Consider the following 24,818-nt stretch of genomic DNA (forward strand, 5'->3'; position numbering starts at 1 on the left):
GGATAAAGAAGTTCCTCTTGTCGTTCCGGAAGTAAATCCAGAAGATATAAAATGGAATAAAGGCATCATAGCTAATCCTAACTGCTCCACTATACAGGCTATGGTTGCACTCAAACCTCTTCAGGAAAAATACGGAATTAAAAGAGTTGTTTATTCAACCTATCAAGCTGTTTCAGGCTCAGGGGTGAAAGGGATCAACGATCTTAAAAACGGCTTGGCAGGAAAAGATGATGAGCTTCAGGCTTACGCTCATCCTATTGCCGGAAATTGTCTTCCTCATATAGATGTGTTTACCGATAACGGCTACACTAAAGAAGAAATGAAAATGATAAATGAAACCCATAAGATCCTTGATGAAAATATCAAAGTAACAGCCACAACAGTAAGAGTTCCTGTCTTTGATTCTCACAGTGAATCTATCAATGTCGAACTTGAAAAACCTTTTGAACTGAAAGACGTCGTTGAACTGTTCAAAAATTCACCCGGAATCATAGTTCAGGATGATGTTGCCAACAATGTATACCCTCTTGCGAGAGATGCTGCAGGTACTGATGAAGTATACATCGGCCGTATCAGAAGAGACTTCTCACTTGATAATGGCCTTAATATCTGGGTCGTTGCCGATAATATCAGAAAAGGTGCTGCAACAAATGCAATACAGATAGCTGAGCAGCTCATAAAAGATATGGACGATTAAATAACTGTTTTTTATCAAAAAAACTGCCAAATCAGAAAAAATGATAAGGCAGTTTTTTTTATATTATATATCGAAATAATTTATATACCCCAAATTATATTTAAAAGAAGTGACTCTGTTTATCAAACATTGTTTTTTCTCTCTTTTACTTTTTTCTGTATAAGCTTGATAAACTGTATAACGGGAATATTCAAAAACGCCAAACCATACACCGTCAGAAGCTGAGGGATTCCCAAAGCATGGACTTTAAATACATGATCAAAGGCAGGTACAGCAAGAGCCATTGTTATCAAAATCATTCCAAGAAGAAAGGCGCCTATAAGATACTTATTGTTCCAGAACCTTTTGGTGAATATCACAGGTCTGTCAGATTTACAGTTAAACCCATGGAAAAGCCTGCTGCTGCAAAGTGTTCCGAAAGCCATAGTACTTCCCAAAAGGGCGCTTCCGCCAAACTCGCCGGCAGTAAACCACCCGTTTAAACCAATCAAAAACGCCACAACGGTCATTATACATATAGAAAGGCCACCAATACCTATTTTGGACAGAAAATCCTTTGTCAATATAGATTCATTGGCAGGTCTCGGTTTTTCCTTCATAAGGTCTGCATTATGAGGCTCAAGTCCCAGAGCTATCGCCGGAAGACTATCTGTAAGCAAATTGATAAACAACAGATGAACAGGTGCAAAAGGAACAGGAAGAGCAAACACAGATGCATAAAGAACCACCAATATCGCTCCAAAATTTCCCGAAAGCAGAAACTGTATGGCATTTTTTATGTTCTTATATATATTTCTTCCGTTTTCCACAGCCTTCACTATAGTGGCGAAATTATCATCTGTAAGAACCATAGCGGCCGCATCTTTCGAAACTTCACTTCCCGTGATACCCATAGCTACACCTATATCAGCCTGTTTAAGCGCAGGCGCATCATTTACACCGTCCCCTGTCATGGCCACGATGTTGCCTTTATCCTGCCAAGCCCTTACGATCCTGATCTTGTGTTCCGGAGAAACCCTTGCATAAACAGAAATTCCCTCCACATATGACTTAAGTTGTTCATCATCCATATCATCTATTGAAGAACCCTCACAGGCTTCCGATTCGTCCTTCAATATCCCGATCTTCTTAGCTATAGCAGCCGCAGTGACTTTATGATCTCCTGTTATCATCACAGGTTTTATGCCGGCATCTATACATTCGGCAACAGCCGCCATAGATTCTTCCCTCGGCGGGTCCATCATAGAGATAAGGCCTAAGAACACCATTTCATTTTCATCATCAATCCCTGGAACAAAACCATGTTTTATTTCTTTATAAGCGAAGGCCAGCACCCTCAGCCCATTTTGGGAAAAATCACTATTACATGTCTCTATATCAGTTATATCCTGCTGCGCAAGAGCTCTTACCCCCTGTGCTGTTTGTATTGCCGTAACCCTATTAAGCAATACATCTACAGCCCCCTTTGTTATCATCACATTTTCGGCTCCGTTGAATAAATCCGGCCGATCACCTGTAAGCCTGTGACATGTAGACATCAGTTTTCTGTCACTGTCAAAAGGTATTTCTTCTGTCCTTATGCTGACACTCCTCTCCATATCATATGAAATGCCGAGCTTTATGCCGATATTTATAAGAGCAGTCTCTGTAGGATCTCCGATTTCTTTGCCGTCTGCTATTGTAGAATCATTACACAAGATACTCGATAACAACAGCTGTCTTTCTCCGTTATTTCCAATATCAATATCCGAAGATGATATCTTTTTTCCATGAACATAATAGTCTTCTACAGTCATCTTATTTTGAGTAAGAGTTCCTGTTTTATCTGAACAGATAACAGAAACACTTCCAAGTCCCTCTACAGCCTGAAGCTTTCTGATTATAGCATGTTCCTGGGCCATTTTCTGCGTTCCAAAAGAAAGTACAATAGTCACTATAGAACTTAATGCCTCCGGTATAGCCGCTACTGCAAGAGCCACAGCGAAAAGAAAAGCATCGCCTATAGGCTGGCCTCTAAAAACACTTATACCGAACAATATTCCGCAGAAAACGAGTATAAGGATTGATAACTTCTTTCCGAAATTATCAAGATTGACTTGAAGCGGGGTTTTCTTTTCAGATGTAGTTTTCAAAAGCGTGGCTATTTTTCCTACTTCTGTTTCCATTCCTATGGCAGTTACAAGGAATTCCCCTCTGCCATAAGTAACAAAACTTCCTGAATACACCATATTGAGCCTATCGCCAAGAGGGACAGTCTCTTCTATCACTGAAACATCTTTCTCAACACCAAGGCTCTCTCCGGTAAGCGCACTTTCATCAATTTTCATACCTGCATTTGAAATTATTCTGCCGTCAGCAGGTACAAAATCACCCGCCTCTAAACTCACTCTATCACCTACGGTAATTTCGGAAGCTGGAATTTTTATAAATTGCCCTCCTCTGAATACCTTTGCTTCAGGCGCTGACATTTTCTTAAGACTGTCTAAAGACTGTTCAGCTTTAACAGTCTGCACAGTTCCCAATATAGCATTTATTGTTATTACTACCAATATAACAATAGCACTTTCTACATCACCCAATATTCCTGATATTATTGCTGCAAATATCAATATAATAACAAGAAAATCTTTAAACTGTTCAAAAAAAAGCCTGATAATGGATTTTTGCTTTCCTTCCACAAGTTCATTAGGCCCGTATTTTTCTCTATTAGACGCCACCTGCTGATCACTGAGAGGTTCCGTGCTTCCATTAACTGTAACCATGGCGTCTTTCTCAGTCATTTTATAAAACTCGTTCATTCCATGCTCCTTTTAAATTATTATACCCATATCTCACATTTTACTTTCAGGCGATGTGTGCCAAATTTAGCAGTAAAATTTCTTCCAAACCATAGATTTAGGCGGCTCATAAAAAAAGAGACTTTTACTGCATATTAAATGCAATAAAAGTCTCGCAATTTAATTACGCTCCGGATGAAAATCATCGCGTTGACGATAGCGTAAACACTGATGTGTCTGCTACTCCCTTTTATTAAGAGTATAATATATTCATTTCATATATATGTCAATACATTCTTTATCTGCATTTTCTTTTTTTCTCAGTTTTTTTCTGATAAAAAGATCTTCAGGAAACTGTGAGACTATTATAGCTAAAAACATCATCCCACACCCTATATATTCATGTATCGAAAGAATCTCTCCGAAGAATATCCAACCTGAAAATAATGTGAAAACAGTTTCAAGCGCCATTATAAGGCATGCCAGATTAGGATTTGTAGCCTTCTGCCCCATAGTCTGAAAAGTATATCCTACCGCACAAGCTATTACACCGGAATATATTATAGGTATCCATGCATCTTTTATAGCCGTCCACGTGATACCACCGAAGAAAACAGCCGGAATCACACATATCAGTCCAGCCACAATAAACTGACTGCACGTCAAAACAGCAGGCTTTATTCTTCTGACAAAGTGATCTATGGCATGTATATGCACAGAACATAAAAAAGCCGCGCAGAACATCATAATATCTCCAAAGGTTACAGCTTCGATACCATTGAAAAGGCAAAGAAAATATAGGCCAACAAGTCCGATAGCTACCCCTATCCACAAATTTCTACCGGTCTTTTTACCCAGATAAATACCTATCATGGGAGTTATAAAAATATAAAGAGCTGTTATGAAACCTGCTTTACCTACAGATGTATATGGAAGTCCAATCTGTTGAAGCAATATAACAGCGGCTATAAGGCTTCCACAGCATAACGCGCACTTCAAAATTTCTTTGAACGTTGTTATTTTTTCCTCATCGTCAGAAGATTGTTTTTTTTGCAAAACCAATACAAAAGGAAGCATGACAATGCCTCCTAATATACATCTTACTGAAGTAAAAATAAAAGGATCTATATATTTAAGACCTTCCTTCTGCGCTGCTAAAGAAAATCCCCAAACCAGTGCCGCCACAAATAAAAACAAATTCCCTTTTGCACTGTGTCTCATGTTTTAAAATATCCATTCTTTCTCTTTAAATCCCACGAGAATGCGCTCTCCATCTATAAGAAGAGGTCTTTTTACCAGCATGCCATCTGATGCAAGAAGCGATATTTTCTCAGAATCACTCATTTCCGCCAACTTATCCTTAAGGCCAAGTTCTCGATATTTCATACCGCTGGTATTAAAAAATTTCTTTATAGGATATCCGCTTTTTGCAATCCATTCTTCCAATTCTTTCTCATTGGGATTATTTTCTACTATATGTCTGTCATCAAATTCAACCCCCAGACTTTCCAGATGCTTTTTAGCTTTCTTACATGTAGAACATTTAGGGTATTCTATAAATAACATATTTACAACCTCCTTATTATATCAGTGTCATTTTAACATAAGACTTCATCATTTTGAAAGCTACCAAAAAATAAAATTCATTATCATAAAGTTATTATTAATATTTACAATTTTAATGCAGTATATTATATTTTTTATATTAAGATAAATTCAGAATCTATATTATTCATATTATTAAAAACGGTACCGCAAATCACGGCACCGTTTTAATTTTAAAGCTATATTATCCTGTTTATGCTTCTGCAGATTCCACAACATCCTTACCGTTGTAATAATTACAGTTAGGGCAAACTCTATGCGGAAGCTTTGGCTCGTGGCACTGCGGACAAATAGAAAGCCCCGGTGCTTTCATCTTCATGTTCGCAGATTTTCTCTTATCTCTTCTTGCTTTCGAAGTTTTCCTCTTAGGTACTGCCATATTTTACACCTCCTTTTGCTCCGTTATATGTATGATATATTCGTTAAATTAAATATCTGTCGAATAATTCGCAACTTCTAAAGTATACCTTCCATCGGTATCTCTTGTCAACAATTATTTTCATACGATGATAAAAAGCTGTATACTATAGATTCCCTTATTATTTACCGGTAACGATCTTATAAGTATCTCTGGCAATCATTAACTCCTCATTAGTAGGAATCAAAATAATTTTTACTCTTGAATCATCTCTGGAAATAATCATCTCTTTACCTCTTACCTTGTTCTTTACAAGGTCAAGTTTTATTCCCAGATTGCCTAAATCATTACAGATGATATCTCTCATGCCTATGTCGTTTTCCCCTACACCGGCAGTAAACACTATAGCATCTACACCGTTCATTTCGGCGATATAAGCACCGATGTAAAATCTAACCTTATGAGCAAAAACCTTGAGAGCCAGAAGAGCCCTTTCATTTCCTTCTTCAGCAGCAGCCTCAAGATCTCTGAAATCACTGGACACCCCTGATATACCCAGTACACCCGATTTTTTGTTAAGTATTTCATTGGCAACGCCCTGATCAAGCTTTTCTTTCTCTCTGATGTATGTAACGATGGCTGGGTCAATATCGCCACTTCTTGTTCCCATTACCAATCCCTCCAACGGAGTAAATCCCATGGAAGTATCTATACATTTACCTCTCTTTATAGCTGATACGGAAGCTCCATTTCCTAAGTGACATGTTATCAACTTCAAATCATCGATATTTACATTCAGTATGTCAGAAGCCCTTTCAGCTACATACTTATGGCTTGTTCCATGGAAACCATATCTTCTGATTCCGTATTTTTCATAATATTCATAAGGAATAGCGTAAATATATGATTCAGGAGGCATAGTCTGATGAAAAGCTGTGTCGAATACACCTACCATCGGTGTGTTTGGCATCAGTTCCTGACAAGCCGCAATACCGAGAAGGTTAGGCGGATTGTGGAGAGGAGCCAAATCGATACATTCTTCAAGGGCTTCAATTACAAGATCATCTATCAGTACAGAATGAGCAAATTTCTCTCCGGCGTGAACTACACGGTGTCCTACTGCGCCTATCTCGCTCATATCTTTAACGACGCCGTGATTTTCATCCTGTATCGCCATAAGAACGTGTGAAATAGCATCTTTATGATTTTCCATAGGAACGATAAGCTGGAACTTGTCCATGCCTGTCTTCGTATGAGTTATCACAGATCCTTCCATCCCTATTCTTTCAACCAAGCCTTTACAGAGAAGTGCTTCGTTAGTCATATCCAGAACCTGATACTTCAGTGAAGAACTACCACAGTTAATTACTAAAACTTTCATTTACAATTCCTCCATCTTTGTATTATTAAAACAACTATATCATTATACCCTTTAAAGCAAAGTGATTCAATACCTTTGGCTATTTTCAGAATTTTCCGCCTCAACATATCACTGATTTTTCAGACTATATAAGGCTTCATAACTTTATCTGAAAAAATGTACAAATCACGCGCATTAATAACATTATAAACATCAGAAGATATTATATCATATTTTAAAGTTTCTTCTACATCCCTGTATAAATCCTTCTCTTTATTTATATTGGTAATTATTGGAATATGAGGATTCTCCTGTTTCTTTATTAATTTAATAAGCCTGCGTCCCTTTTCTCCTGCTGCCAGGACTCTTGCATAAATATTCTTTTGCGGATTATATTCTTTCAATCCTATGAGAATATATATAATAAGTCTCCTCACAGTAGATTCTGTATAACGTTTGGACACCATTGCAGAAACAAGATGATCCATAGATGATGCTTTTACTATCTCTTTTCTGAATTTATTTTCAAGGCCTTCTCCCATGCAGTGTATACGCGCCATTTCCTCGTTCCCACTTTTCATCAGCTCACCCTTTAACAACAAGAATGCACGTTCTTCAACTTGTCTGGGATTCTGTACTCTCACAAGCTCTGCCGCAGAATTATCAGGCATATATTCTCTCAAAACAGTTTCTCTCACAGCACCTTCACGTATCATCTCCCTTAAAACAGAAGCTCCTGCAAATCCAGCCAACTCATTGTATTCTCGATATCCCGAACCAAAACGTTTTACTACATGAGCCGTCACGGCATGTCCTTTTTCTCTCCAATATGATATCCTTTTCAAATATTCAATACCCAATATATTATTGGGTTCAGTCATAAGCGAGGCTTCATCCCTGCTCAGAATCCTCTCCACTCCCTTTTGGAAAGCTTTTACTGACGAATACCCCTTTTTCATTTCCAGCTGTCTGATCTCATTTATATTATCCTTATATTTTGAAAGTTTCTGTACAACAGCTTCCAGCCGGTGCAGATCTCCGCTTTCACTTCCAAAAGATATATGAGTAGCTCCTATACCAGTCAAAATATCTATTGCACCCGATGCAAAAACTTCTGCTCTTGAACATGCAAAAATAAATGGAAGTTCAAGAACAAGATCCACACCATTTTCCACAGCTATTCTGCTCCTGCTCCATTTATCTAATACGGCAGCTTCCCCTCTCTGTGTAAAACTGCCGCTCATTACAGCAACAGAATATTCTGCCCCTGTATTTTCCATGGATTTTTCAAGATGATATCTATGCCCGTTATGAAACGGATTGTATTCTGCTGTAATTCCTAAAATTCTCATAAATTAATCATAACACAAAGAGAGAAATAATAAAAGCCGCCGCTGCTGCAAATATACTATGTGTCAACTTACTTACAAACAAATACTTTATCGGAATTCCTGTTCCAGAAAGCATACTCATAGACTGCCCCAAAACAGAAAGCCCTCCCCATGACATTATCGCTGCAGAAAGTATACACTTCATTGACTCTGTCATAGACCCGCATTCCGCGACAGCTCCGCAGCCCACCGTCATTTCAAAAAATCCCTTTACAAGAGCTCTGACAGACTGACTCTCTACAAGAGAAAAACCACCGCACATATGAAGCAGATCTGTGATAAACATAAACATCACTATGTAAGCCAGCACTATTCCCAAAGATCTAAAAGACATGATTATAGCCTCTGTGAAAGATTCTTGTATTCCTCTTCCAGAAGAACCATTTCTTAAGGACGAAATCTCAATTGCAGGGTCTCTTCCCAAAATTCTGGTATAAAGAACACCATTAGCAAAAGCGCCTATATAATGCGCCACAGCTATTATTCCCCCCAACATACCTGAACCCAGCATACCTGCTCCTACAGCTCCTACCATGAAAGCCGGCCCGGAAGTGCTGCAGAAACTCATGAGGCGTTTAGCTTCCCTCATGGAAATTTCACCATCGCGTTTCAGATCACCTACTATTTTTGCTCCCATTGGATATCCTGAAAGTACACTCATAGCAAAAGGAAAAACACCTGATTTGAATAACCTTATAACACCTATATTCTGTAGAAAATTTGCACAGATAAAAAAAGGCAAAAGCGCAGGCAAAACATTACTTATCCACAGAGATATCCCTTTTCTCGCAGAATAAAGAGCTATCGTAGGAAATATTACCATCAGAATGCAGCATGCAGAAGTTATAAATCCTGCAACAAATATTCTTTTTTTGTTAAATTTAAAAATACTCATGATCTATTTATATTAATAAACCATGAGTATTATGTATCTATTATTGTTTACTGATCCTCTTCTTCGCTTTCAGCTGAAGGAGCCGGTATATCATCGGCATCCATCTGTGTCCTGTACGCCATATCTTTGAGTTCATCTCTATTGGCTGCCAAAGCAGAATTAATATCATCAAAAGCTTTCTCTATACTTGTAAACATTTCTCCGAAATATATGGAACTGAGATGTTCCATTTTCCCCTGAAAACTGTACAATATACTGTCAAGATAATCATATGTACCTATCTTAAGCTGTTTAGCAGTATTCTCTGTAACTCTCATCAGCTCATCGGCACGAAGCTTCGCTTTTACTGTTATATCGTTATTTTCCACCAAAGCATCCGCCTGTTTCTGAGCATCTTCTATTACCGCCTCATATTGAGTTCTGGCCTCGGCGATTATTCTCTCTCTTTCGTTTTTTATCCACTGAGCCTGCTGGATCTCATCCGGTAATTCGGCTCTTATTTCTCTGACTATTTCCAATAATTCCTGAGAGTCCACCATTATTTTTCCCGTAAGAGGAAATCCTGCGGCAGTGTCAACAATTTCTTCAATTTCTTCTAAAAGTTCTAAAACCCTCATATTATCCTCCTATTTATCGTCAGTTAGTTCTTTCATTCTTTCCAGTATCGCATCAGGAACCAGTCCGTCTATGGATCCTCCCAGTGAATATACTTCTTTTATCATACTTGAGCTTATAAAAGAATACTGCGGATCAGTCATAAGAAACACAGTTTCAACAGTTTCATGAAAAAGTCTTGCATTCATCTGAGCCATCTGAATCTCATATTCAAAATCCATAGTGGCTCTCAAGCCTCTGACAACTACATTAAAGCTGTTATCATTGACATAGTTGGCAAGCAGCCCAGAAAAACAATCAACCTTTACATTTCTAAGATGTTTAAGCGCATCTTCTATCATAAATTTTCTCTCTTCCAAAGAAAACACGCACTTTTTGGAAGGATTAACTATTATTCCGATGGTAAGCTCATCGTAAAGTTTAGCAGATCTCTCTATTATGTTCAAATGTCCGTTTGTAAGAGGATCAAAAGATCCAGTATACAAAGCCTTCGTTTTCATCTGTACTCCTCCCAGAAATTCCAATTAATTATATCACGAATCCAGCCTTCATTCAACAATATATTGACAACATAATAATACCGTATTTACGCTGTTTTAATTTTTTGAACCCAAAAAATTCGTCTGGAAGCGACTCTTCTTTTCTATGTTCGGCTACAATAACGCCTCCCTCTCTGAGAAGTTTCCTTTCAGCAATCATTTCAAAACAAACTCCCAAAAGATCCTCATCATAAGGAGGATCCAAAAGTATTATATCAAAAGGTTCAGATGCGTTCATAAGCAGTTTTTTGAAATCTCCTGCAGCAACTATCGCTCTATCCTGAGCTTTGCAATGAGCTATATTTTCTTTTATAAGTTTTATACTTTCCTTTGAATTATCTCCAAATATACAAATATCTGCTCCCCTGCTCAGCGCTTCTATGCCCAGATTCCCCGTTCCAGAAAACAAGTCAAGCACTCGGCTTGCATAAATCTTTTCCGTCAATATACTGAAAAGAGCCTCCTTCACTTTGTCTGTAGTAGGCCTTATAGAATAATCAGAAGGTGTTTTGAGCCTTCTTCCTTTATAATCTCCTGCAATTACACGCATATTAATCCTCCTGTAAGCTATTTTTTTTTAATTTTAGCATTAAAGTACCGATATATCTACAAAAATTGAAAAAGAGATATTTACTTTTAAGGCAAATATCTCCCTTTCCCATTAGTTTGCTTTTTAAATCTGCATTAACTTACTTATTTTCCTGCAAGCTGCTGTTCAGCCATTTCGACTAACTTCTTAGTCATATAGCCGCCAACGTAACCGTTCTGTCTAGCAGTTAAGTTTCCCTTATCTGCCTGGTCATAATTTGCAAGACCCAGCTCGTTAGCCACTTCAGTCTTTAAGTTCTTTAATGCTGGCTTTGCGCTAACATTCATTTTATCCTGTAATGACATTTAACCTCACCTCCTGTAGTAATAATTTAACCCGAGATGAAAAAAGTATTACATGCAATTATTTCATATATTTCCGTGATTTACCAAGCTACAAATCAAGTGTCAAATTTTCTCCGAAAAGCTTTGTTATCTTTCGTTTCAGGCCTTTATTTTCATCAGATTCCAATACAGGATCTTTTTCAAGAATAACTTTAGCCTCTTTTTTAGCATGCTCCATAATTTTTAAATGTCTGGAAAGGTCGGAAATATTCAGATCCGGAAGACCGTGCTGCCTCGTTCCGAATATTTCTCCCGGACCTCTGAGTTTAAGATCCTCTTCAGCAATGAAAAAACCATCTGAGGAAGCTTCCATGATCTCTCCTCTTTTTCTGGCAATTTCCGAATCTCCTTCAAAAATCAGAAAGCAGTAAGATTTATGCGGTCCTCTCCCGACTCTGCCCCGAAGCTGATGAAGCTGAGCCAGCCCAAATCTTTCTGCATTTTCCACCACGATAACAGTAGAATTAGGTACATTTATTCCAACCTCTATAACTACCGTAGCCACCAAAACATCTATGAGTCCATGATAAAACTCCTCCATAATGCGGTCTTTATCCTCTTGTCTCATAGCCCCGTGTATTAATGCAACATTATATTCTTTAAAACGTTTCGAAAGCTCTTCTGCCACTTTGTGAGCAGATCTCAGATCCATGACATCCGATTCCTCTATCAATGGCGTAACTACATATGCCTGTCTTCCGTCCGCTAACTGCTTTTCCACAAAATCGTAACAGTTATCACGTTTTTCATATCCTATGCTTCTGGTACTTATTTTCTGCCTTCCGGGAGGAAGTTCATCTATTACTGAAACATCAAGATCTCCGTAAAGAACTACTGAAAGCGTCCTTGGTATAGGAGTAGCGGTCATAACAAGAACATTAGGATTCCTGCCTTTTTCTTTCAGCTTTACTCTCTGCCTCACTCCGAATCTATGCTGTTCATCAGTTATTACAAGGCCGAGTCTTTTAAATTCCACATCAGGCTGTATAACAGCATGAGTTCCTATTATAATTTGAAAAGAGCCTTCTTTTATTTTCTCCAAAGTTGCTCTTTTATCTGCAGCTTTCATAGAACCTGTGAGAAATCCCACTTCTATTCCATGATATTTAAATGCCCTGCTTATACTTTCAAAATGCTGTCTTGCAAGTATTTCAGTAGGAGCCATCAAAACAGCCTGATATCCGCTTTTTACAGCCTTATACATAGCTATCTCAGCTACAGCTGTTTTTCCCGACCCTACGTCTCCTTGAACAAGACGGTTCATAACTTTCCCGCATTCAAGATCCTTTTCTATTTCTTTTATACATCTTTTCTGAGCTCCTGTAAGCGTATACGGCATAGAATTTATGTATTTTGAAATATCAGCCTTACATGAAAACGCTATACCGTTTTCCTCCTCTTTTATATTTTTTCTCGCCGCAAACAAACCGACCTGCAAAACCAATAACTCATCAAAAATAAGCCTGTATTTAGCCTCAAGAAGTTTCTGTTTTTCCTGAGGAAAATGTATATTGTTTAAAGCATATTCAAGGCTGCACAATCTATTGCTTTTTATAAAATCTTCTCCTAAAAAATCCTCAACTTTACTATAAAGATTTCTCACTTTATCCTGCCAGCTCCGCATTTCTCTTTGAGTAATCCCCTTAGTGAGAGGATATACAGGAAGTATCCCGCCATTCTCTTCAGATCCCTTTGAAAAATCAGGATGAATAAGCTGTATTTTTCCGAAATTTTCTTTAGCTTTACCATAAAAAATATAACTTTCTCCTATTTTAAAAGTATTTTGCAGATACCGGGCGTTAAAAAAAACAACTTCAATCATTCCTGTATCATCTGATACCAAAAGTTTTAGCAGTTGTTTTCTTCCGTACTTATATCTGTCATTTACTATCAGCTTCACTTCAGCTTTCACCACAACTGCTGCATCATCTTTTATATCGTGTATTTTGATTTGATTTCTGCGGTCTTCATAATCCCTTGGAAGAAAAAAAATAAGGTCCTCAAGGGTATTTATATTAAGTTTTTCCAGAGCTTCTGATTTTTTAGGACCTATTCCTTTAAGAAGAGTCACTTTATCATTCAACTGCATTTATCTGCTCACCTCTATATGTCTTTTGGCAATATTTTTTGAAAAGGTGCCTGTAACCGTAACAGTGACTCTTGCAGGCTTTTCGCCCATAAATTTTTCAAAATTTTCGTATATGCTATTTATTATTTCCCTCGTCACTTTTTTGATACTGACGCCGAAACGCACTGCTATATATACATTTATCCTGATTCCTTGATCGGTTTCATCTGCATGGATACATCCTGCTTCCTCATCATAAAGGTTCATCTTTGAGGCTAATCCCGGAACCACATTCATATATTTGCCTTTATAATTAAGAAGAATCACTCTGTCTCCCACATTCTTAACGCACTCCGTAACTATTTTGTTTATTATATTCTGTGAAAAATTAATATTACCTAATTGAGTTTTTATATTAAGCATGATGATCTCCTTTTATTATTTTTATTTTATCATAAACGATTATGTATGCACAATCTCAATCACGTTTTCATACAATGATCTAAGGTGAATCATTATGAATAAACAAAGTTATAAGTGCTGTCCGCCAAAAAAGAAAAGAAAAAAGAAAAACTGCAACGGAAAAAACAAAAAAATAGGTCTTATGATGCTTCTCTTAGGTGTTTTTACGGTGTTTCTTCTTGTGCTTCCGTTAAAATACTGGGTACTTCTGCTCAGTGCAGCTCTGATAGTGTTCGGTATAATGCTTCTAAAAAAAGAATAACGATTTTTCATTAACAATATCCGCATAAAAATAGCGCCCACTTAATGAGCGCTGATTTTCCAATTAGATGGCACGGTTTACTTTGCCTGATCTTAAACATCTTGTACATACTTTAGCTTTTCTGACTGTTCCGTCTTCTTCAACTCTTACAGTCTGAATATTTGCATTCCATTTTCTTCTCGTATGTCTGTTGGAATGGGATACATTGTTTCCTGAAACCTGTCCTTTTCCGCAAATTTCACACTTTCTTGACATCTGCCGCACCTCCTTATACATTTGGTATCTAAAAGCTTACGCAACTTTTTCACTCAATCTCGTTCAAATCCAAAAGTTTACTGACAGACTCGAACATATGACATTATAGCATAGCAAAAACCCAAACACAAGAACTTTTTATGACCTACCCAAAACTTGTTTTTGGCACGTAGGTCAAACGCCAAAATTGCATCGCTTTAGCCGTGATACAATTCTTCTGCGAATATAATTTCCCAAAACAGAAATTAATTCTATAAATCATAATACATATCAAACTCCATAGGCGTCGGCATCTGTGTATGCTTCTTCGTATCAGCTCGTTTATTTTCAAGCCAAAGCTCAATAAGTCTTTCAGGAAATACTCCGCTTTCTGTCAGGAATTCATTATCCTTTTCCAGCTCATCAAGTGCTTCGTCAAGAGTCTTTGGAAGGCTCTTAATCTTAACTTTATCCTGATCGCTTAAAGTATACAGATTAAAGTCATACGGACCAAATCCTGCTTCAACAGGATCCATCTTATTCTTAATACCATCAATACCCGCCATTAGGATAGCTGCATATGCATAATACGGATTACATGTTCCATCGGGATTTCTGACCTCAAATCTTTTCTTGTCAGGGTCCTTGGCATATGCAGGTATACGGATAACGGAGCTTCTGTTAGCTGTGGCAAAACCTATGGTAACAGGAGCCTCATATCCCGGCACAAGTCTTTTGAAAGAGTTGGTGCTTGGATTTGTAAATGCACAGAGAGCCTTTATATGCTTGAGGATACCGCCCATGAAATACATCGCTGTATCCGAAAGCTGCGAATACCCGTTTTCATCATAAAACAGTGGCTTTCCATCTTTAAAAAGCTGCATGTGGATATGCATTCCATTTCCAGCTTCATCATAAAGCGGCTTCGGCATAAATGTAGCTGTTCTTCCCTCAGCTATAGCCTGATTCTTTATTAAATATTTAGTCATCATGGTCTTGTCGGCCATTTCAGTAACGCTGCCGAACTCGACTTCGATTTCCAGCTGTCCCGGACCGCCTACCTCGTGATGGTGATATTTTACCTTGATTCCCTGATTTTCCATCAGCATAGTGACTCTGCTTCTAAAATCATAAAGAACATCCTGAGGGGGCGCCATATGATAACCTCCTTTATGAGGCATTTTATACCCCAGATTATCTTCTTCATCATTCTTGTTCCAGTCTGCCTGACCTGCGTCAATTTTAAACCCCGACTGATGAGGCTCCGTCGAATAACTTATATGGTCGAATACGTGAAACTCAAATTCCGGTCCGATAATCATTTCGTCTGCAATTCCTGTGTTTTTAAGGTACTCCTCGGCATGCTTAGCAACATTTCTCGGGTCCTGGTCAAAACGATAATTTTCAGGAACACTGATAACGTATACGTCTCCGATCATTGCCAGTGTAGGAATCTCCATAAACGGATCTATATATGCAGTGGAAAGGTCCGGCACGAATACCATATCGCTCTTTTCAACAGGCGCGAATCCATAATTGCTTCCGTCAAAGCCTATACCGTTTCTCAAGGTATCCTCATCGAATCTATCTGCCGGTATCGTAAGATGTCTCCATCTTCCGTTAAGATCGATCATCATAAAATCAACCATTTTGATATCTTCTTCCTCAATAAATTTCTTGGCTTCCTCTAATGATTTAAACATTTATTTTCTCCTTTTTAAAATTAGTCTGAATCTTCAGTAAAACATATCTACATTAGAGTATATATTTGTTCTTAAAGTCTTGTCAATCATTAATATTCTTCATCTGTCAACAAAAAAATACAGTCCGCATATCTAAACTAATGCGAACTGTATTTTTTCATTTCCATAAAACGATCCTGCCGGCTGCTTTGGTTTTATTCATATCAATTATCCGTTGATTGCTGCTTCCTCTGAACTGAAGAGTAAGATCTTTAAGTTCATTTATAAATGGTCCATCTATAAGTATATCCGTAAGCTCCAAAAGCCTTCTGATATGCTCATCTTCCACAGCCATTTCCATCAGTCTCTCATATGTGTATCCACTGAAAACCGTCAGAGAAAGATCTCTTTCCTTTACTCGCTTTGCCATATGTCCGAAAGCCTCGGCCTGACAGAACGGTTCTCCTCCCGAAAAAGTAATTCCTGCAAGAAGAGGATCCTTGTCAATTTCATCCATAAGTCTGTCGATATTACACAGAAACCCTCCCGAAAAATCATGAGTCTCAGGATTATGACAATAAGGACAGTTATGAGGACATCCCTGACAAAATACAGTAAACCGTATTCCAGGGCCGTCAACTATAGACTCTCTGACTATACCTGCCAGTTTAAGAGAATAAGAACTGCTCATTAAAGAGTCTCCATTTCCGAATCCAGACTGTGCTTCACCCGATCTTTTTCCTCAGAAGTTTTGGCATCATTCCAATTATCCATAGTTCCTACCAAATATCCTGTAATACGTCTGATTCTCTCAAAGCCCTGATCACCATCATCCTCAGTTCTATGACAGCAAGGGCATTCATTATCTATAATTCCGGTATATCCGCATACCGGATCTCTATCCACAGGATGATTTATCGAGCCATATCCTACCCCGCTTTCCTTCATACATCTTACAACCTGCTCAAAAGCATCCAAGTTTTTGCATGGATCACCATCAAGTTCTACATACGTTATATGTCCGGCATTAGTAAGTGCGTGATATGGAGCTTCAAGCTTTATTTTATCAAAAGCATTTATATGGTAATAAACAGGTATATGGAACGAATTGGTATAATAATCCCTGTCTGTTACGCCTTCTATAACACCATATTTGGCTCTGTCTATTCTCACAAATCTTCCCGACAGGCCTTCTGCGGGCGTGGCGATAAGTGTATAATTAAATCCTGTTTTCTGTGACTCTTCATCCATTTTTTTTCTCATAAAGCCTATTATTTCAAGTCCCAGACTCTGAGCCTCCTGACTTTCTCCGTGATGAACGCCTAAAAGTGCTTTGAGACATTCCGCCAATCCTATGAATCCTACAGTAAGAGTACCGTGCTTAAGAACTTCAGCTACAGAATCTTCAGGCTTAAGATTATCAGAATCTATCCAGATGCCTTGACCCATCAAGAAAGGATAATTTTTTACCTTCTTTGAAGCCTGTATCTTATATCTCTCCATAAGCTGGTCTATACACAAATCCACTTTTCTCTCAAGTTCATCAAAAAACCAATCTATATCTCCATGTGCTTTTATGGCTATTCTCGGAAGATTAACAGATGTAAAACTTAAATTGCCTCTTCCTCCTACGATCTGCCTTGAAGGATCATGAACATTTCCGATAACTCTCGTTCTGCAGCCCATATAAGCCACCTCTGTATTAGGATCTCCCTCATGATAGTACTGAAGATTATACGGAGCATCAATAAATGAAAAATTAGGAAAAAGCCTTTTAGCTGAAACTCTGCACGCCAGCTTGAACATGTCATAATTAGGATCTCCGGGATTATAGTTGATACCTTCTTTTATCTTAAAAATATGTATAGGGAATATTGCAGTCTCGCCATTTCCCAAACCAGCCTCCGTGGCAAGCATTATATTTTCAATGATCATCCTGCCTTCAGGAGATGTATCAGTACCATAATTGATGGACGAAAACGGTATCTGCGCTCCGGCCCTTGAATGCATAGTATTAAGATTATGTACGAAAGCTTCCATAGCTTGATATGTGGCTCTCTTTATCTCTTCATTAGCATACTTTGTGGCCTTTTTCTGAAGCTTGTCTATAAATTTTTCATCTATTATTTCTTTGAGATGTTCACGTTCTGTTTCTTTATATCCGTTATCATCAGCCAATATAGGGAAAATATCATTTTCTTCCATTATTTTGGCACCTATGGCTTTTGCCTGTTCCACTCCATCTTCTATATCAAAAAGAAGATTCAGCATTTTCCCCAGGTTTGTCCAGTAAAGTTTTCTGAATGTTTTCTTTACACCGTTGGCCATACCGTAATCAAAATCAGGTATACTCTGACCTCCGTGCTGATCATTCTGGTTCGACTGTATTGCTATACAAGCAAGTGCAGCATAACTCTGAATATCATTAGGCTCTCTTAAAAATCCATGGCCTGTGGAAAAGCCTCCTTTAAAAAGTTTTTCTATATCTATCTGACAACATGTAGTGGTCAAGGTGAGAAAATCCATATCGTGAATATGTATATCTCCTTCTCTGTGAGCTTTGGCATGTTCAGGTTTAAGTACGAACATTTCATAAAACTGCTTGGCGCCCTCCGAACCGTATTTAAGCATGGTTCCCATAGCAGTATCACCATCTATATTAGCATTTTCTCGTTTCGTATCATTATCTTTGGCTTCTTTAAAAGTAAGATCCTCATAGATTTTCATAAGCCTCGTATTCATATCTCTTACTCTTGTACGCTCTGCCCTGTAAAGGATAAACTCTTTAGCCGTTCTTGCATGACCGTTTTCGATCAGTACTTTCTCTACGGCATCCTGTATCTGCTCCACCGTAGGTATCTCATTATGACATATCTCCACAAGATAGACTTCCACCTGTCTGGCAAGAAATCTGGCCATATCATGATCTCTTCCTCCCAGTACCTGAGCAGCCTTATATATGGCATCGGCAATCTTGTCTACATCAAAATCAACTGTCCTCCCGTCTCTTTTGATTATCTGTTTTATCTGTTCCATTATGCTCCCCCTCACTAACCACTATATATTGTTGTTGTTTAATTCCAAGAATAAATTATACACAAAATACAGAATCAGTCAATATGAAATCAAATAATTTTATTGTACTTTTTCAAAGCCAAGAAAATTTCTAAAAATCAATTTTTTGCCTTAAACGGCAAATCCATTGCACTGAAAAGCCTCCGCTGTTAGGCAGAGGCTTTTAATTTACATAAAACAAATTTAAGAAAACCCGTATTATTTACCCATTCCCTTTTTCATATCAATCCTTATCCCCGAAAAATTCAGAACGAAGCATAGACATGAGATGAAGATCATAATATTTTCCGTCTTTTTTCGTAGCATTTCTTGCAACGCCTTCTTTCTCAAAGCCAAGACTCTCATATAAAGTATACGCTCTCTTATTACCCGTATAATAATCCAACGTGACACGTTCCATATGAAGGAAAGTGAAACAATATTCAAGCAGTTCATTCATAATCTCTCTGGCAACGCCTTTTCCCCAGAACTGCGTCTCCCCTATATAAAATTTAGTAATATCCAGCGAATCAGAATGAGTATCAATCTTAGAAATAAATATTCTGCCTATAGGTTTGCCGCTCTCGCGGTCTACTATCGTAAAGTCCAGTTTCTCCCTGCTGAATTTATTATAAATAGCCTCAGTCACCACATCCTCATAGCTTCGATTTTCATCAAAAGTAAGATATTTTGTTACTTCAGGATCATTCTCCCATTTTACAAAATATTCGTAATCATCAAATTCAGTTTCTCTTATCAAGAAATTCTCAGTTTCCATTCTTCTCTCCTTTAACAGGTTTTTAAAGATTCATCGAATCTCTACAATTTATTTTTCTCATGTGTTATTATATTATTATATTAGAAATGATAATAACAAACAAGGAGAAATATAGGCCATGAAAAGATATTTATTGCTGATGATACCATTAATTTTAATTTTAACTTTATTTTTAGGCAGCTGTTCATTGGGAGAAATGACAAGAGAAAATGAACTCAAAACTGCGATGGAAAGTACATATGAAGAACTTGATTCAACATTCTCCGGCGATTCAGGAAAATATTCCTTAGTTGCCGAATATCTGAAATCGTGGGCAAACAAAAATGATATAGAAATCACCGAAAACAATAAGAATCATATGGTAATGATCAATCCTGCCACTGATGGATATAAAGATGCGCAAACAACAGTATTTCAATGCGCGGTAAAAACAAATGATTTTAATAATTCAATGCAGACTCTCTCTACTGCGCTAACTGCCCTTTTAGGTCCTGAAAAGCATGGCAAACTGACATTGATCATAACAGAAAACAACGACGGGCAGTTTACAGGAGCTGAATCGGTAGATTCCAAATATTACAAATGTGATAATTTTATAAATTTGGAACGAAGTGATGATATTCAGCTTTACACCTCAGGAGCTTATGAGATGAGCAGTACTATGACTTCATCTATAGAAACTGCATCTCCTTCCTACTCTCATGCTTACGCGATAACTATGTCTATATCCGGATACCACGACCCCTTCGATTTTGACAGACATTATCCTAATCCCATTGAAACAATAGGAAGTCTTTTGGCAACAGAAAAAAGCTCGGGTCAGCTTTTTCATCTGGCATCTTTTGAATGCGAGTCCACAAGCAGCTATACCCCTACTTCAGCAACTGCTGTAGTAGTAATAGACAGCAATGACATCGAAAGCTTTGAAAAAAAATTTGATAAATCCTATAACAGTGTAAAAAACAAATTGGAAAAGCTCAATGATAATTTCGTATATACATTTACAGAAACATCAATGCCGGAAACTGTAATGAGCAGTCAAACCAGCGACAGCATTATAAGTCTCATGTATACCCTTCAAACAGGTACATATCTACAGGATGAAGAAAGCGGCGAAATCATTTCTGCATCAGATATATCTTCTGTAACTACAGCAGAAGGAACATTTAAGCTCACTATGATTTCACGAAGCCTTGAAGAAAACGTCCTCAGCGATATGTCATCTGAATTTCTTACTACTTCAGGGTTATGTAATATATCATATGAAGCATCTGAACCTCAAAAAACATGGTCCTCTGACAGCAAAAAAGGACCCGCTGCCTTTTTATCTAAAGCATTAGGTTCCGAAGACTCAATAATTCCTGCTACTCTCGAAAACAGTGAATGTGGTGTTTTCGCATCAAAACAGGATCTCAACATGGTATCATACAGATTCAACGTGCATCACAGCGATGCTGCACTTATGAATATAATACATTTTGTCGAAAGTTTAACAGAACTTTCATAATCAAAAAATGCAAAAGTATCCTTTACTGTCTTTATCCTATTCCAAATGACACAAAAAATACCGGGTATATTTCATGCCCGGTATTTTTCATCAATATCAAATTTCCTGCTATTTCACATGTACAAAATTGGATGTAGCGGATGCAAGAGCCTTGCCGTTGCCTTCATCATAAGCAGTCGCTCTAACCCTTACAAGAGATCTTCCTAAATGTATTATTTCTGTTTTCACTATATATGAATCTCCCAAAAACGGTCTGATAAAACTAACGCTTAAATCTGCTGTAGACACTCCTTCAGAATCCGAATAAGCAAGGACAGTCATCCCCATCGCCGTATCAAACATCGCCGATATTGCTCCTCCGTGTATCTCCCCGCGTTCATTCCTCTCCCAATCTTTTCTGACGAATCTTATTTGAGCTGATAAATTATCTTCATCATATCCGTAAGGTTCAGGAGACAGTAATGAATTCATATTTACTGTTTTATTATTTCTTATCTCTTTTGTTATGTCTTCCATTCTTTCCCGTACTTTATCTTTTGATTGCATAACTTTACCTCCATTCCTATATATTCTACAACGTTAAAGACAAATTGTCTCTATATAATATTTTAAAAAACGAAGGAATATTTTCCGCATATATCCCCAAAATATCCGTGAGCTTCACCACATGCTTCTATACGTGTGACTGTACAGCTATTACTACATCCTCGGCATTCTATTTCCTTAAGCTCAATATCAGCGGATCCTGTCTCAAAGCCTTTGAAACATGTAATGCCTCTGTCCTTATCCTTTGCTAAAAGAGCTGCTCCGAAAGCTCCCATTATTTTATGTTCCCAAGGTACGAAAATCTCACATCCAAGTATTTCTTCAAATGCTCTTTTCATTCCTCTATTGGCAGCTACACCTCCCTGGAAACAGATTTTGGGCTTTATTTTCTTTCCTTTAGCAACATTTGACATATATGAAACAGCTAAAGCTTTGCACATTCCTGCCATAAGCTCTCCATCCCTTATCCCCATCTGTTGTTTATGGATTATATCAGATTCAGCAAATACTGCGCAGCGTCCCGCTATAGAAACGCTTTTTTCGGCATCTGCAGCCATATCTCCCAGTTCTTCTATGGTCACTCCCATCCGCCCGGCTTGTCTGTCAAGAAAAGATCCTGTTCCGGCAGCACACACAGTATTCATAGCAAAATCAGAAACCATGCCATCTTCCATAATTATGATTTTGGAATCTTGCCCTCCTATTTCTATCACTGTTCTGATTTCAGGGTCTACTTGAGCTACAGCCCTTGCATGTGATGTTATCTCATTTTTTACTACATCTCCTCCTGCCAAAGCAGACCCGAGATATCGCCCGCTACCTGTAACCCCCACACCCGCTATATCATTCGAAACATATTTTTTTCCCAGTCTGCGAAGTCCGTCCTTAACGGCTTCCACCGGCCTGCTTTTAGTCTTAAGATACAGCGATTCTGCAACTGATGAATTCTCATCCACCAATACCAGATCGGTACTTATTGAACCTATGTCTATTCCCAGCCAGTACATGTTTTCTCCTTTCCAGCATATCAACAAAAGCCTCTATTCTAGTTTGATACCCTGCATCTGCTTTCATTTCATCATATATAAGATGGAGTATCTTATTATCCTGTTTATCCTGAATTCCTTCACAAAAAGCTTTCGCCACTATTTCAGGCATACAGCCCGCAGGCATTATCTTTATCACTCCGTCAAAGGAACCGCTGTTCATTATCTTTGATACAGTCTGCCTTCCATATCCTCCGATATTACATGGGATCCCATATTTTTTCCCGAATATTGATGATACTGAATCAGGAAAAATAATATCTGACAATGTGTGTCGTATCCACCATGAAATATTTAAATGTCTTTTTACACTGCATCCCAACCTGATAAGCCTTTCCTCAAGCCTTCCATTTGCTTCTTCTTCTATAGAAGTATATATCTCACCTGTTATCAAAACCTTCACAGGATCAGCTTCAGGATTTTTCTTCAGACCTTTCAGACGTCTGTATGAATTTTCTATGATACGAAAACCATCATAAAAGTTCTCGGCATTTTTCATTTTCTCCTCTATTTCACGTAGAAGTTCCGCAGCTTCATAAGGTTTGTCAAGATATCCCGCGGTCTTTTCTATTTTTGTTCTCAGAGTGTCAAGTTTAAAGATCAATTTAAGACCGCAGAAAATATTCCTTGCCAATTTAATAGCAGTAAACTCTGAAGATTCCAAAACACTATATTCTTTCAGCGCAGAAAGCCGCTTTAAAAATTCACGTCTTCCTATTACAGCCGGCGAATCTAGGAGAATCCATTTACACAGATAACCATTCTTATCAAGGGTATCCATCATCAGCTGACAGTATTCTCCCAATCTGCATGGCCCGCATGTGGCTGCCATCACTACAGTATCAGCTCCCATATCATAAGCTCTCTTCAAATTTCCCACCATATATTTAAAGGGAAGACACATTTCTTCCGGGGATATTTCTATACCGGCCTGCAGTGTTTCTTCATCATTATCAGGCGGAACTATATAGGAAATACCAAACTCATTGAAAAGCAATTTGACAATGCAGGACATCGGACCCATATGAGGAAACGTTATCATCATGCAGACCTCCTTTTATCAAGAAGATCAGAAAATGCCTCCAGCCTTGTCTGTAAACCTGCCTGACCTCTGTGCTCATCCAGCTTCAACATCATCATTGGGATTTCCTTTAAGTGCGTTTTCAATATCTCTGAGATCAATGAATCTATCCCACAAGAAAAAGAAGATAGATATATTATACCGTCTACATTGTTTTTCAGCTCCATAGCAGTACCTACGATTCTTACAAAAGCTTCCCAGAAAGGTTTTTTCTCAAGATCTAAACGTTTTACTGCTTCTTCACGTCTGCTCTGAGTCAGTTCACTTCCCGTAACTGCACTGATAGCCAGATCGTCCAGTTTTTTCATAATGTCACAATTTGCAAATTTATCATATACATTATAACAATGCCCTAGAACTAAAACTTTTTTAGTATTAGGCAGCAGTATCTCTCCTTCTCTGGGAGGATCAGGCATAAATTCCCATGCAGCTTCTACATGACTTTTTTTGACACCGAGTGTTACTTTCATCTGATCTCCATAGGCTTTCTCAAAATTACGTTCAAATATATCTCTTTTTATGCCGAGCTTTTTAAACATATGACGAAGAGCTTTCTTAGCCTTATTCTTATTATTAAAATATATCGGTTCTGTTACAAGTAGTTTTTTCCCTTCAGTTATCCGGGACGAAAGCTCCGGCAATCCCAGCAGCTTAGGACACAGCCAGCCACCGCTATGATCCTTCATCACTCTTAAAATAAGTACTTTGTCGCACTGACTGCATAAAGTTTCCACTTGCCCGACAAAAAGTTTTACAGGAAGGCACGCCTCATCAACAGTCAAACGTCCTCCTATTTTCAGCGTACTCTCATTATTTTCCTGTCCTGAGATAATAGTGACATCAGTATCCTGAAACAGTTTGTTTATAAAAGAAACATACTCATAATAAAAAAAACCTCTTGGTATTCCCAATAACATAAAAAAACCTC

At 38.0% G+C, this 24,818-nt stretch carries 25 protein-coding genes; 3 read left to right on the forward strand and 22 right to left on the reverse strand.

The features are described from left to right. Window positions 1-697, forward strand: a 697-nt coding sequence (locus tag ACLR96_RS03020; RefSeq protein ID WP_412265130.1) for an aspartate-semialdehyde dehydrogenase, incomplete at its 5' end; no start/stop codon positions are given. Window positions 698-819: 122 nt separating this feature from the next. Here the strand turns inward: ACLR96_RS03020 and ACLR96_RS03025 are convergent. The 13 genes from ACLR96_RS03025 to ACLR96_RS03085 all read right to left on the reverse strand — a co-directional run bounded on the left by ACLR96_RS03025 (window position 820) and on the right by ACLR96_RS03085 (window position 13,661). Next, window positions 820-3,495: an HAD-IC family P-type ATPase gene (locus ACLR96_RS03025; protein WP_177270735.1), complete on the reverse strand. Its 2,676-nt coding sequence runs from the start codon at window positions 3,493-3,495 to the stop codon at window positions 820-822. Window positions 3,496-3,744: 249 nt separating this feature from the next. After that, entirely contained in the window at window positions 3,745-4,695 is a 951-nt protein-coding gene (locus ACLR96_RS03030) for an EamA family transporter (protein WP_177270734.1), read from the reverse strand. Between the two features lie 3 nt (window positions 4,696-4,698). Beyond that, window positions 4,699-5,040, reverse strand: coding sequence for an arsenate reductase family protein (locus ACLR96_RS03035; protein WP_177270733.1), 342 nt, complete (start codon window positions 5,038-5,040; stop codon window positions 4,699-4,701). A gap of 232 nt (window positions 5,041-5,272) precedes the next feature. Further along, window positions 5,273-5,458: a 50S ribosomal protein L32 gene (rpmF, locus tag ACLR96_RS03040; protein ID WP_177270732.1), complete on the reverse strand. Its 186-nt coding sequence runs from the start codon at window positions 5,456-5,458 to the stop codon at window positions 5,273-5,275. 160 nt (window positions 5,459-5,618) lie between these two features. Beyond that, entirely contained in the window at window positions 5,619-6,818 is a 1,200-nt protein-coding gene (locus ACLR96_RS03045; protein ID WP_177270731.1) for an acetate/propionate family kinase, read from the reverse strand. 119 nt (window positions 6,819-6,937) lie between these two features. Further along, the gene (locus tag ACLR96_RS03050; RefSeq protein WP_177270730.1) at window positions 6,938-8,149 is read right to left on the reverse strand and encodes a nucleotidyltransferase family protein; all 1,212 of its coding nucleotides are present in this window, start codon (window positions 8,147-8,149) and stop codon (window positions 6,938-6,940) included. Window positions 8,150-8,156: 7 nt separating this feature from the next. Further along, the gene (locus ACLR96_RS03055; RefSeq protein WP_412265131.1) at window positions 8,157-9,011 is read right to left on the reverse strand and encodes a hypothetical protein; all 855 of its coding nucleotides are present in this window, start codon (window positions 9,009-9,011) and stop codon (window positions 8,157-8,159) included. 119 nt (window positions 9,012-9,130) lie between these two features. Beyond that, on the reverse strand, window positions 9,131-9,700 hold the full coding sequence (locus ACLR96_RS03060) for an ATPase (RefSeq protein WP_177270728.1): 570 nt from the start codon (window positions 9,698-9,700) through the stop codon (window positions 9,131-9,133). Between the two features lie 9 nt (window positions 9,701-9,709). After that, entirely contained in the window at window positions 9,710-10,198 is a 489-nt protein-coding gene (gene coaD, locus ACLR96_RS03065) for a pantetheine-phosphate adenylyltransferase (RefSeq protein ID WP_177270727.1), read from the reverse strand. Window positions 10,199-10,250: 52 nt separating this feature from the next. Beyond that, entirely contained in the window at window positions 10,251-10,787 is a 537-nt protein-coding gene (gene rsmD / locus ACLR96_RS03070; RefSeq protein WP_177270726.1) for a 16S rRNA (guanine(966)-N(2))-methyltransferase RsmD, read from the reverse strand. A gap of 143 nt (window positions 10,788-10,930) precedes the next feature. Next, the gene (locus tag ACLR96_RS03075) at window positions 10,931-11,131 is read right to left on the reverse strand and encodes an alpha/beta-type small acid-soluble spore protein (RefSeq protein ID WP_177270725.1); all 201 of its coding nucleotides are present in this window, start codon (window positions 11,129-11,131) and stop codon (window positions 10,931-10,933) included. Window positions 11,132-11,219: 88 nt separating this feature from the next. Beyond that, on the reverse strand, window positions 11,220-13,259 hold the full coding sequence (recG, locus tag ACLR96_RS03080) for an ATP-dependent DNA helicase RecG (protein WP_177270724.1): 2,040 nt from the start codon (window positions 13,257-13,259) through the stop codon (window positions 11,220-11,222). Next, the gene (locus ACLR96_RS03085; protein WP_177270723.1) at window positions 13,260-13,661 is read right to left on the reverse strand and encodes an Asp23/Gls24 family envelope stress response protein; all 402 of its coding nucleotides are present in this window, start codon (window positions 13,659-13,661) and stop codon (window positions 13,260-13,262) included. A 94-nt stretch (window positions 13,662-13,755) separates the two neighbouring features. Between ACLR96_RS03085 and ACLR96_RS03090 the strand changes: the two genes are divergently transcribed. Further along, the gene (locus ACLR96_RS03090; RefSeq protein WP_177270722.1) at window positions 13,756-13,962 is read left to right on the forward strand and encodes a hypothetical protein; all 207 of its coding nucleotides are present in this window, start codon (window positions 13,756-13,758) and stop codon (window positions 13,960-13,962) included. Between the two features lie 63 nt (window positions 13,963-14,025). Here the strand turns inward: ACLR96_RS03090 and rpmB are convergent, their stop codons facing one another. From rpmB to ACLR96_RS03115, 5 genes are all read right to left on the reverse strand, one after another. Beyond that, window positions 14,026-14,217 carry a 50S ribosomal protein L28 gene (rpmB, locus tag ACLR96_RS03095; protein ID WP_177270721.1) on the reverse strand — a complete coding sequence of 64 codons (192 nt, stop codon included), beginning with the start codon at window positions 14,215-14,217 and terminating at the stop codon, window positions 14,026-14,028. Window positions 14,218-14,468: 251 nt separating this feature from the next. Further along, on the reverse strand, window positions 14,469-15,899 hold the full coding sequence (gene glnA / locus ACLR96_RS03100) for a type I glutamate--ammonia ligase (protein ID WP_177270720.1): 1,431 nt from the start codon (window positions 15,897-15,899) through the stop codon (window positions 14,469-14,471). Between the two features lie 157 nt (window positions 15,900-16,056). After that, window positions 16,057-16,569, reverse strand: coding sequence for an anaerobic ribonucleoside-triphosphate reductase activating protein (gene nrdG, locus ACLR96_RS03105; protein ID WP_177270719.1), 513 nt, complete (start codon window positions 16,567-16,569; stop codon window positions 16,057-16,059). Then, window positions 16,569-18,914 (reverse strand): anaerobic ribonucleoside triphosphate reductase, encoded by a 2,346-nt coding sequence (locus tag ACLR96_RS03110; RefSeq protein ID WP_177270718.1) that lies wholly within the window; start codon window positions 18,912-18,914, stop codon window positions 16,569-16,571. Before ACLR96_RS03110 ends, nrdG begins: the two co-directional genes overlap by 1 nt. Before the next feature lie 262 nt (window positions 18,915-19,176). Next, window positions 19,177-19,710 carry a GNAT family N-acetyltransferase gene (locus ACLR96_RS03115; RefSeq protein ID WP_177270717.1) on the reverse strand — a complete coding sequence of 178 codons (534 nt, stop codon included), beginning with the start codon at window positions 19,708-19,710 and terminating at the stop codon, window positions 19,177-19,179. 118 nt (window positions 19,711-19,828) lie between these two features. On the opposite strand from ACLR96_RS03115, the gene ACLR96_RS03120 reads away from it, so the two are divergent. Further along, window positions 19,829-21,217 (forward strand): hypothetical protein, encoded by a 1,389-nt coding sequence (locus tag ACLR96_RS03120; protein WP_177270716.1) that lies wholly within the window; start codon window positions 19,829-19,831, stop codon window positions 21,215-21,217. Between the two features lie 108 nt (window positions 21,218-21,325). Here ACLR96_RS03120 and ACLR96_RS03125 read toward each other — a convergent pair whose 3' ends face one another. The 4 genes from ACLR96_RS03125 to ACLR96_RS03140 form a co-directional block, all read right to left on the reverse strand. After that, on the reverse strand, window positions 21,326-21,763 hold the full coding sequence (locus ACLR96_RS03125; RefSeq protein WP_177270715.1) for a PaaI family thioesterase: 438 nt from the start codon (window positions 21,761-21,763) through the stop codon (window positions 21,326-21,328). 62 nt (window positions 21,764-21,825) lie between these two features. After that, the gene (locus tag ACLR96_RS03130) at window positions 21,826-22,770 is read right to left on the reverse strand and encodes an acyl-CoA dehydratase activase (protein WP_177270714.1); all 945 of its coding nucleotides are present in this window, start codon (window positions 22,768-22,770) and stop codon (window positions 21,826-21,828) included. Further along, on the reverse strand, window positions 22,712-23,854 hold the full coding sequence (locus ACLR96_RS03135) for an acyl-CoA dehydratase activase-related protein (RefSeq protein ID WP_177270713.1): 1,143 nt from the start codon (window positions 23,852-23,854) through the stop codon (window positions 22,712-22,714). The genes ACLR96_RS03130 and ACLR96_RS03135 overlap by 59 nt, the downstream gene beginning before the upstream one ends. Next, window positions 23,851-24,807 (reverse strand): acyl-CoA dehydratase activase-related protein, encoded by a 957-nt coding sequence (locus tag ACLR96_RS03140; protein WP_177270712.1) that lies wholly within the window; start codon window positions 24,805-24,807, stop codon window positions 23,851-23,853. Before ACLR96_RS03140 ends, ACLR96_RS03135 begins: the two co-directional genes overlap by 4 nt. Window positions 24,808-24,818 lie beyond the last annotated feature (11 nt).

It is taken from the genome of Lentihominibacter sp. (genome assembly GCF_046951855.1).
In the GTDB taxonomy this organism is placed as follows: Bacteria; Bacillota; Clostridia; order Peptostreptococcales; family Anaerovoracaceae; genus Lentihominibacter; species Lentihominibacter hominis.

Excerpts from the sequence above, each read along its gene's own strand:
- ACLR96_RS03025 (WP_177270735.1), bottom strand. The coding sequence starts at position 3,495 with ATGAACGAGTTTTATAAAATGACTGAGAAAGACGCCATGGTTACAGTT.
- ACLR96_RS03030 (WP_177270734.1), bottom strand. The coding sequence starts at position 4,695 with ATGAGACACAGTGCAAAAGGGAATTTGTTTTTATTTGTGGCGGCACTG.
- ACLR96_RS03035 (WP_177270733.1), bottom strand. The coding sequence starts at position 5,040 with ATGTTATTTATAGAATACCCTAAATGTTCTACATGTAAGAAAGCTAAA.
- rpmF (WP_177270732.1), bottom strand. The coding sequence starts at position 5,458 with ATGGCAGTACCTAAGAGGAAAACTTCGAAAGCAAGAAGAGATAAGAGA.
- ACLR96_RS03045 (WP_177270731.1), bottom strand. The coding sequence starts at position 6,818 with ATGAAAGTTTTAGTAATTAACTGTGGTAGTTCTTCACTGAAGTATCAG.
- ACLR96_RS03050 (WP_177270730.1), bottom strand. The coding sequence starts at position 8,149 with ATGAGAATTTTAGGAATTACAGCAGAATACAATCCGTTTCATAACGGG.
- ACLR96_RS03055 (WP_412265131.1), bottom strand. The coding sequence starts at position 9,011 with ATGGTAATATTTCCTACGATAGCTCTTTATTCTGCGAGAAAAGGGATA.
- ACLR96_RS03060 (WP_177270728.1), bottom strand. The coding sequence starts at position 9,700 with ATGAGGGTTTTAGAACTTTTAGAAGAAATTGAAGAAATTGTTGACACT.
- coaD (WP_177270727.1), bottom strand. The coding sequence starts at position 10,198 with ATGAAAACGAAGGCTTTGTATACTGGATCTTTTGATCCTCTTACAAAC.
- rsmD (WP_177270726.1), bottom strand. The coding sequence starts at position 10,787 with ATGCGTGTAATTGCAGGAGATTATAAAGGAAGAAGGCTCAAAACACCT.
- ACLR96_RS03075 (WP_177270725.1), bottom strand. The coding sequence starts at position 11,131 with ATGTCATTACAGGATAAAATGAATGTTAGCGCAAAGCCAGCATTAAAG.
- recG (WP_177270724.1), bottom strand. The coding sequence starts at position 13,259 with ATGCAGTTGAATGATAAAGTGACTCTTCTTAAAGGAATAGGTCCTAAA.
- ACLR96_RS03085 (WP_177270723.1), bottom strand. The coding sequence starts at position 13,661 with ATGCTTAATATAAAAACTCAATTAGGTAATATTAATTTTTCACAGAAT.
- ACLR96_RS03090 (WP_177270722.1), top strand. The coding sequence starts at position 13,756 with ATGAATAAACAAAGTTATAAGTGCTGTCCGCCAAAAAAGAAAAGAAAA.
- rpmB (WP_177270721.1), bottom strand. The coding sequence starts at position 14,217 with ATGTCAAGAAAGTGTGAAATTTGCGGAAAAGGACAGGTTTCAGGAAAC.
- glnA (WP_177270720.1), bottom strand. The coding sequence starts at position 15,899 with ATGTTTAAATCATTAGAGGAAGCCAAGAAATTTATTGAGGAAGAAGAT.
- nrdG (WP_177270719.1), bottom strand. The coding sequence starts at position 16,569 with ATGAGCAGTTCTTATTCTCTTAAACTGGCAGGTATAGTCAGAGAGTCT.
- ACLR96_RS03110 (WP_177270718.1), bottom strand. The coding sequence starts at position 18,914 with ATGGAACAGATAAAACAGATAATCAAAAGAGACGGGAGGACAGTTGAT.
- ACLR96_RS03115 (WP_177270717.1), bottom strand. The coding sequence starts at position 19,710 with ATGGAAACTGAGAATTTCTTGATAAGAGAAACTGAATTTGATGATTAC.
- ACLR96_RS03120 (WP_177270716.1), top strand. The coding sequence starts at position 19,829 with ATGAAAAGATATTTATTGCTGATGATACCATTAATTTTAATTTTAACT.
- ACLR96_RS03125 (WP_177270715.1), bottom strand. The coding sequence starts at position 21,763 with ATGCAATCAAAAGATAAAGTACGGGAAAGAATGGAAGACATAACAAAA.
- ACLR96_RS03130 (WP_177270714.1), bottom strand. The coding sequence starts at position 22,770 with ATGTACTGGCTGGGAATAGACATAGGTTCAATAAGTACCGATCTGGTA.
- ACLR96_RS03135 (WP_177270713.1), bottom strand. The coding sequence starts at position 23,854 with ATGATGATAACGTTTCCTCATATGGGTCCGATGTCCTGCATTGTCAAA.
- ACLR96_RS03140 (WP_177270712.1), bottom strand. The coding sequence starts at position 24,807 with ATGTTATTGGGAATACCAAGAGGTTTTTTTTATTATGAGTATGTTTCT.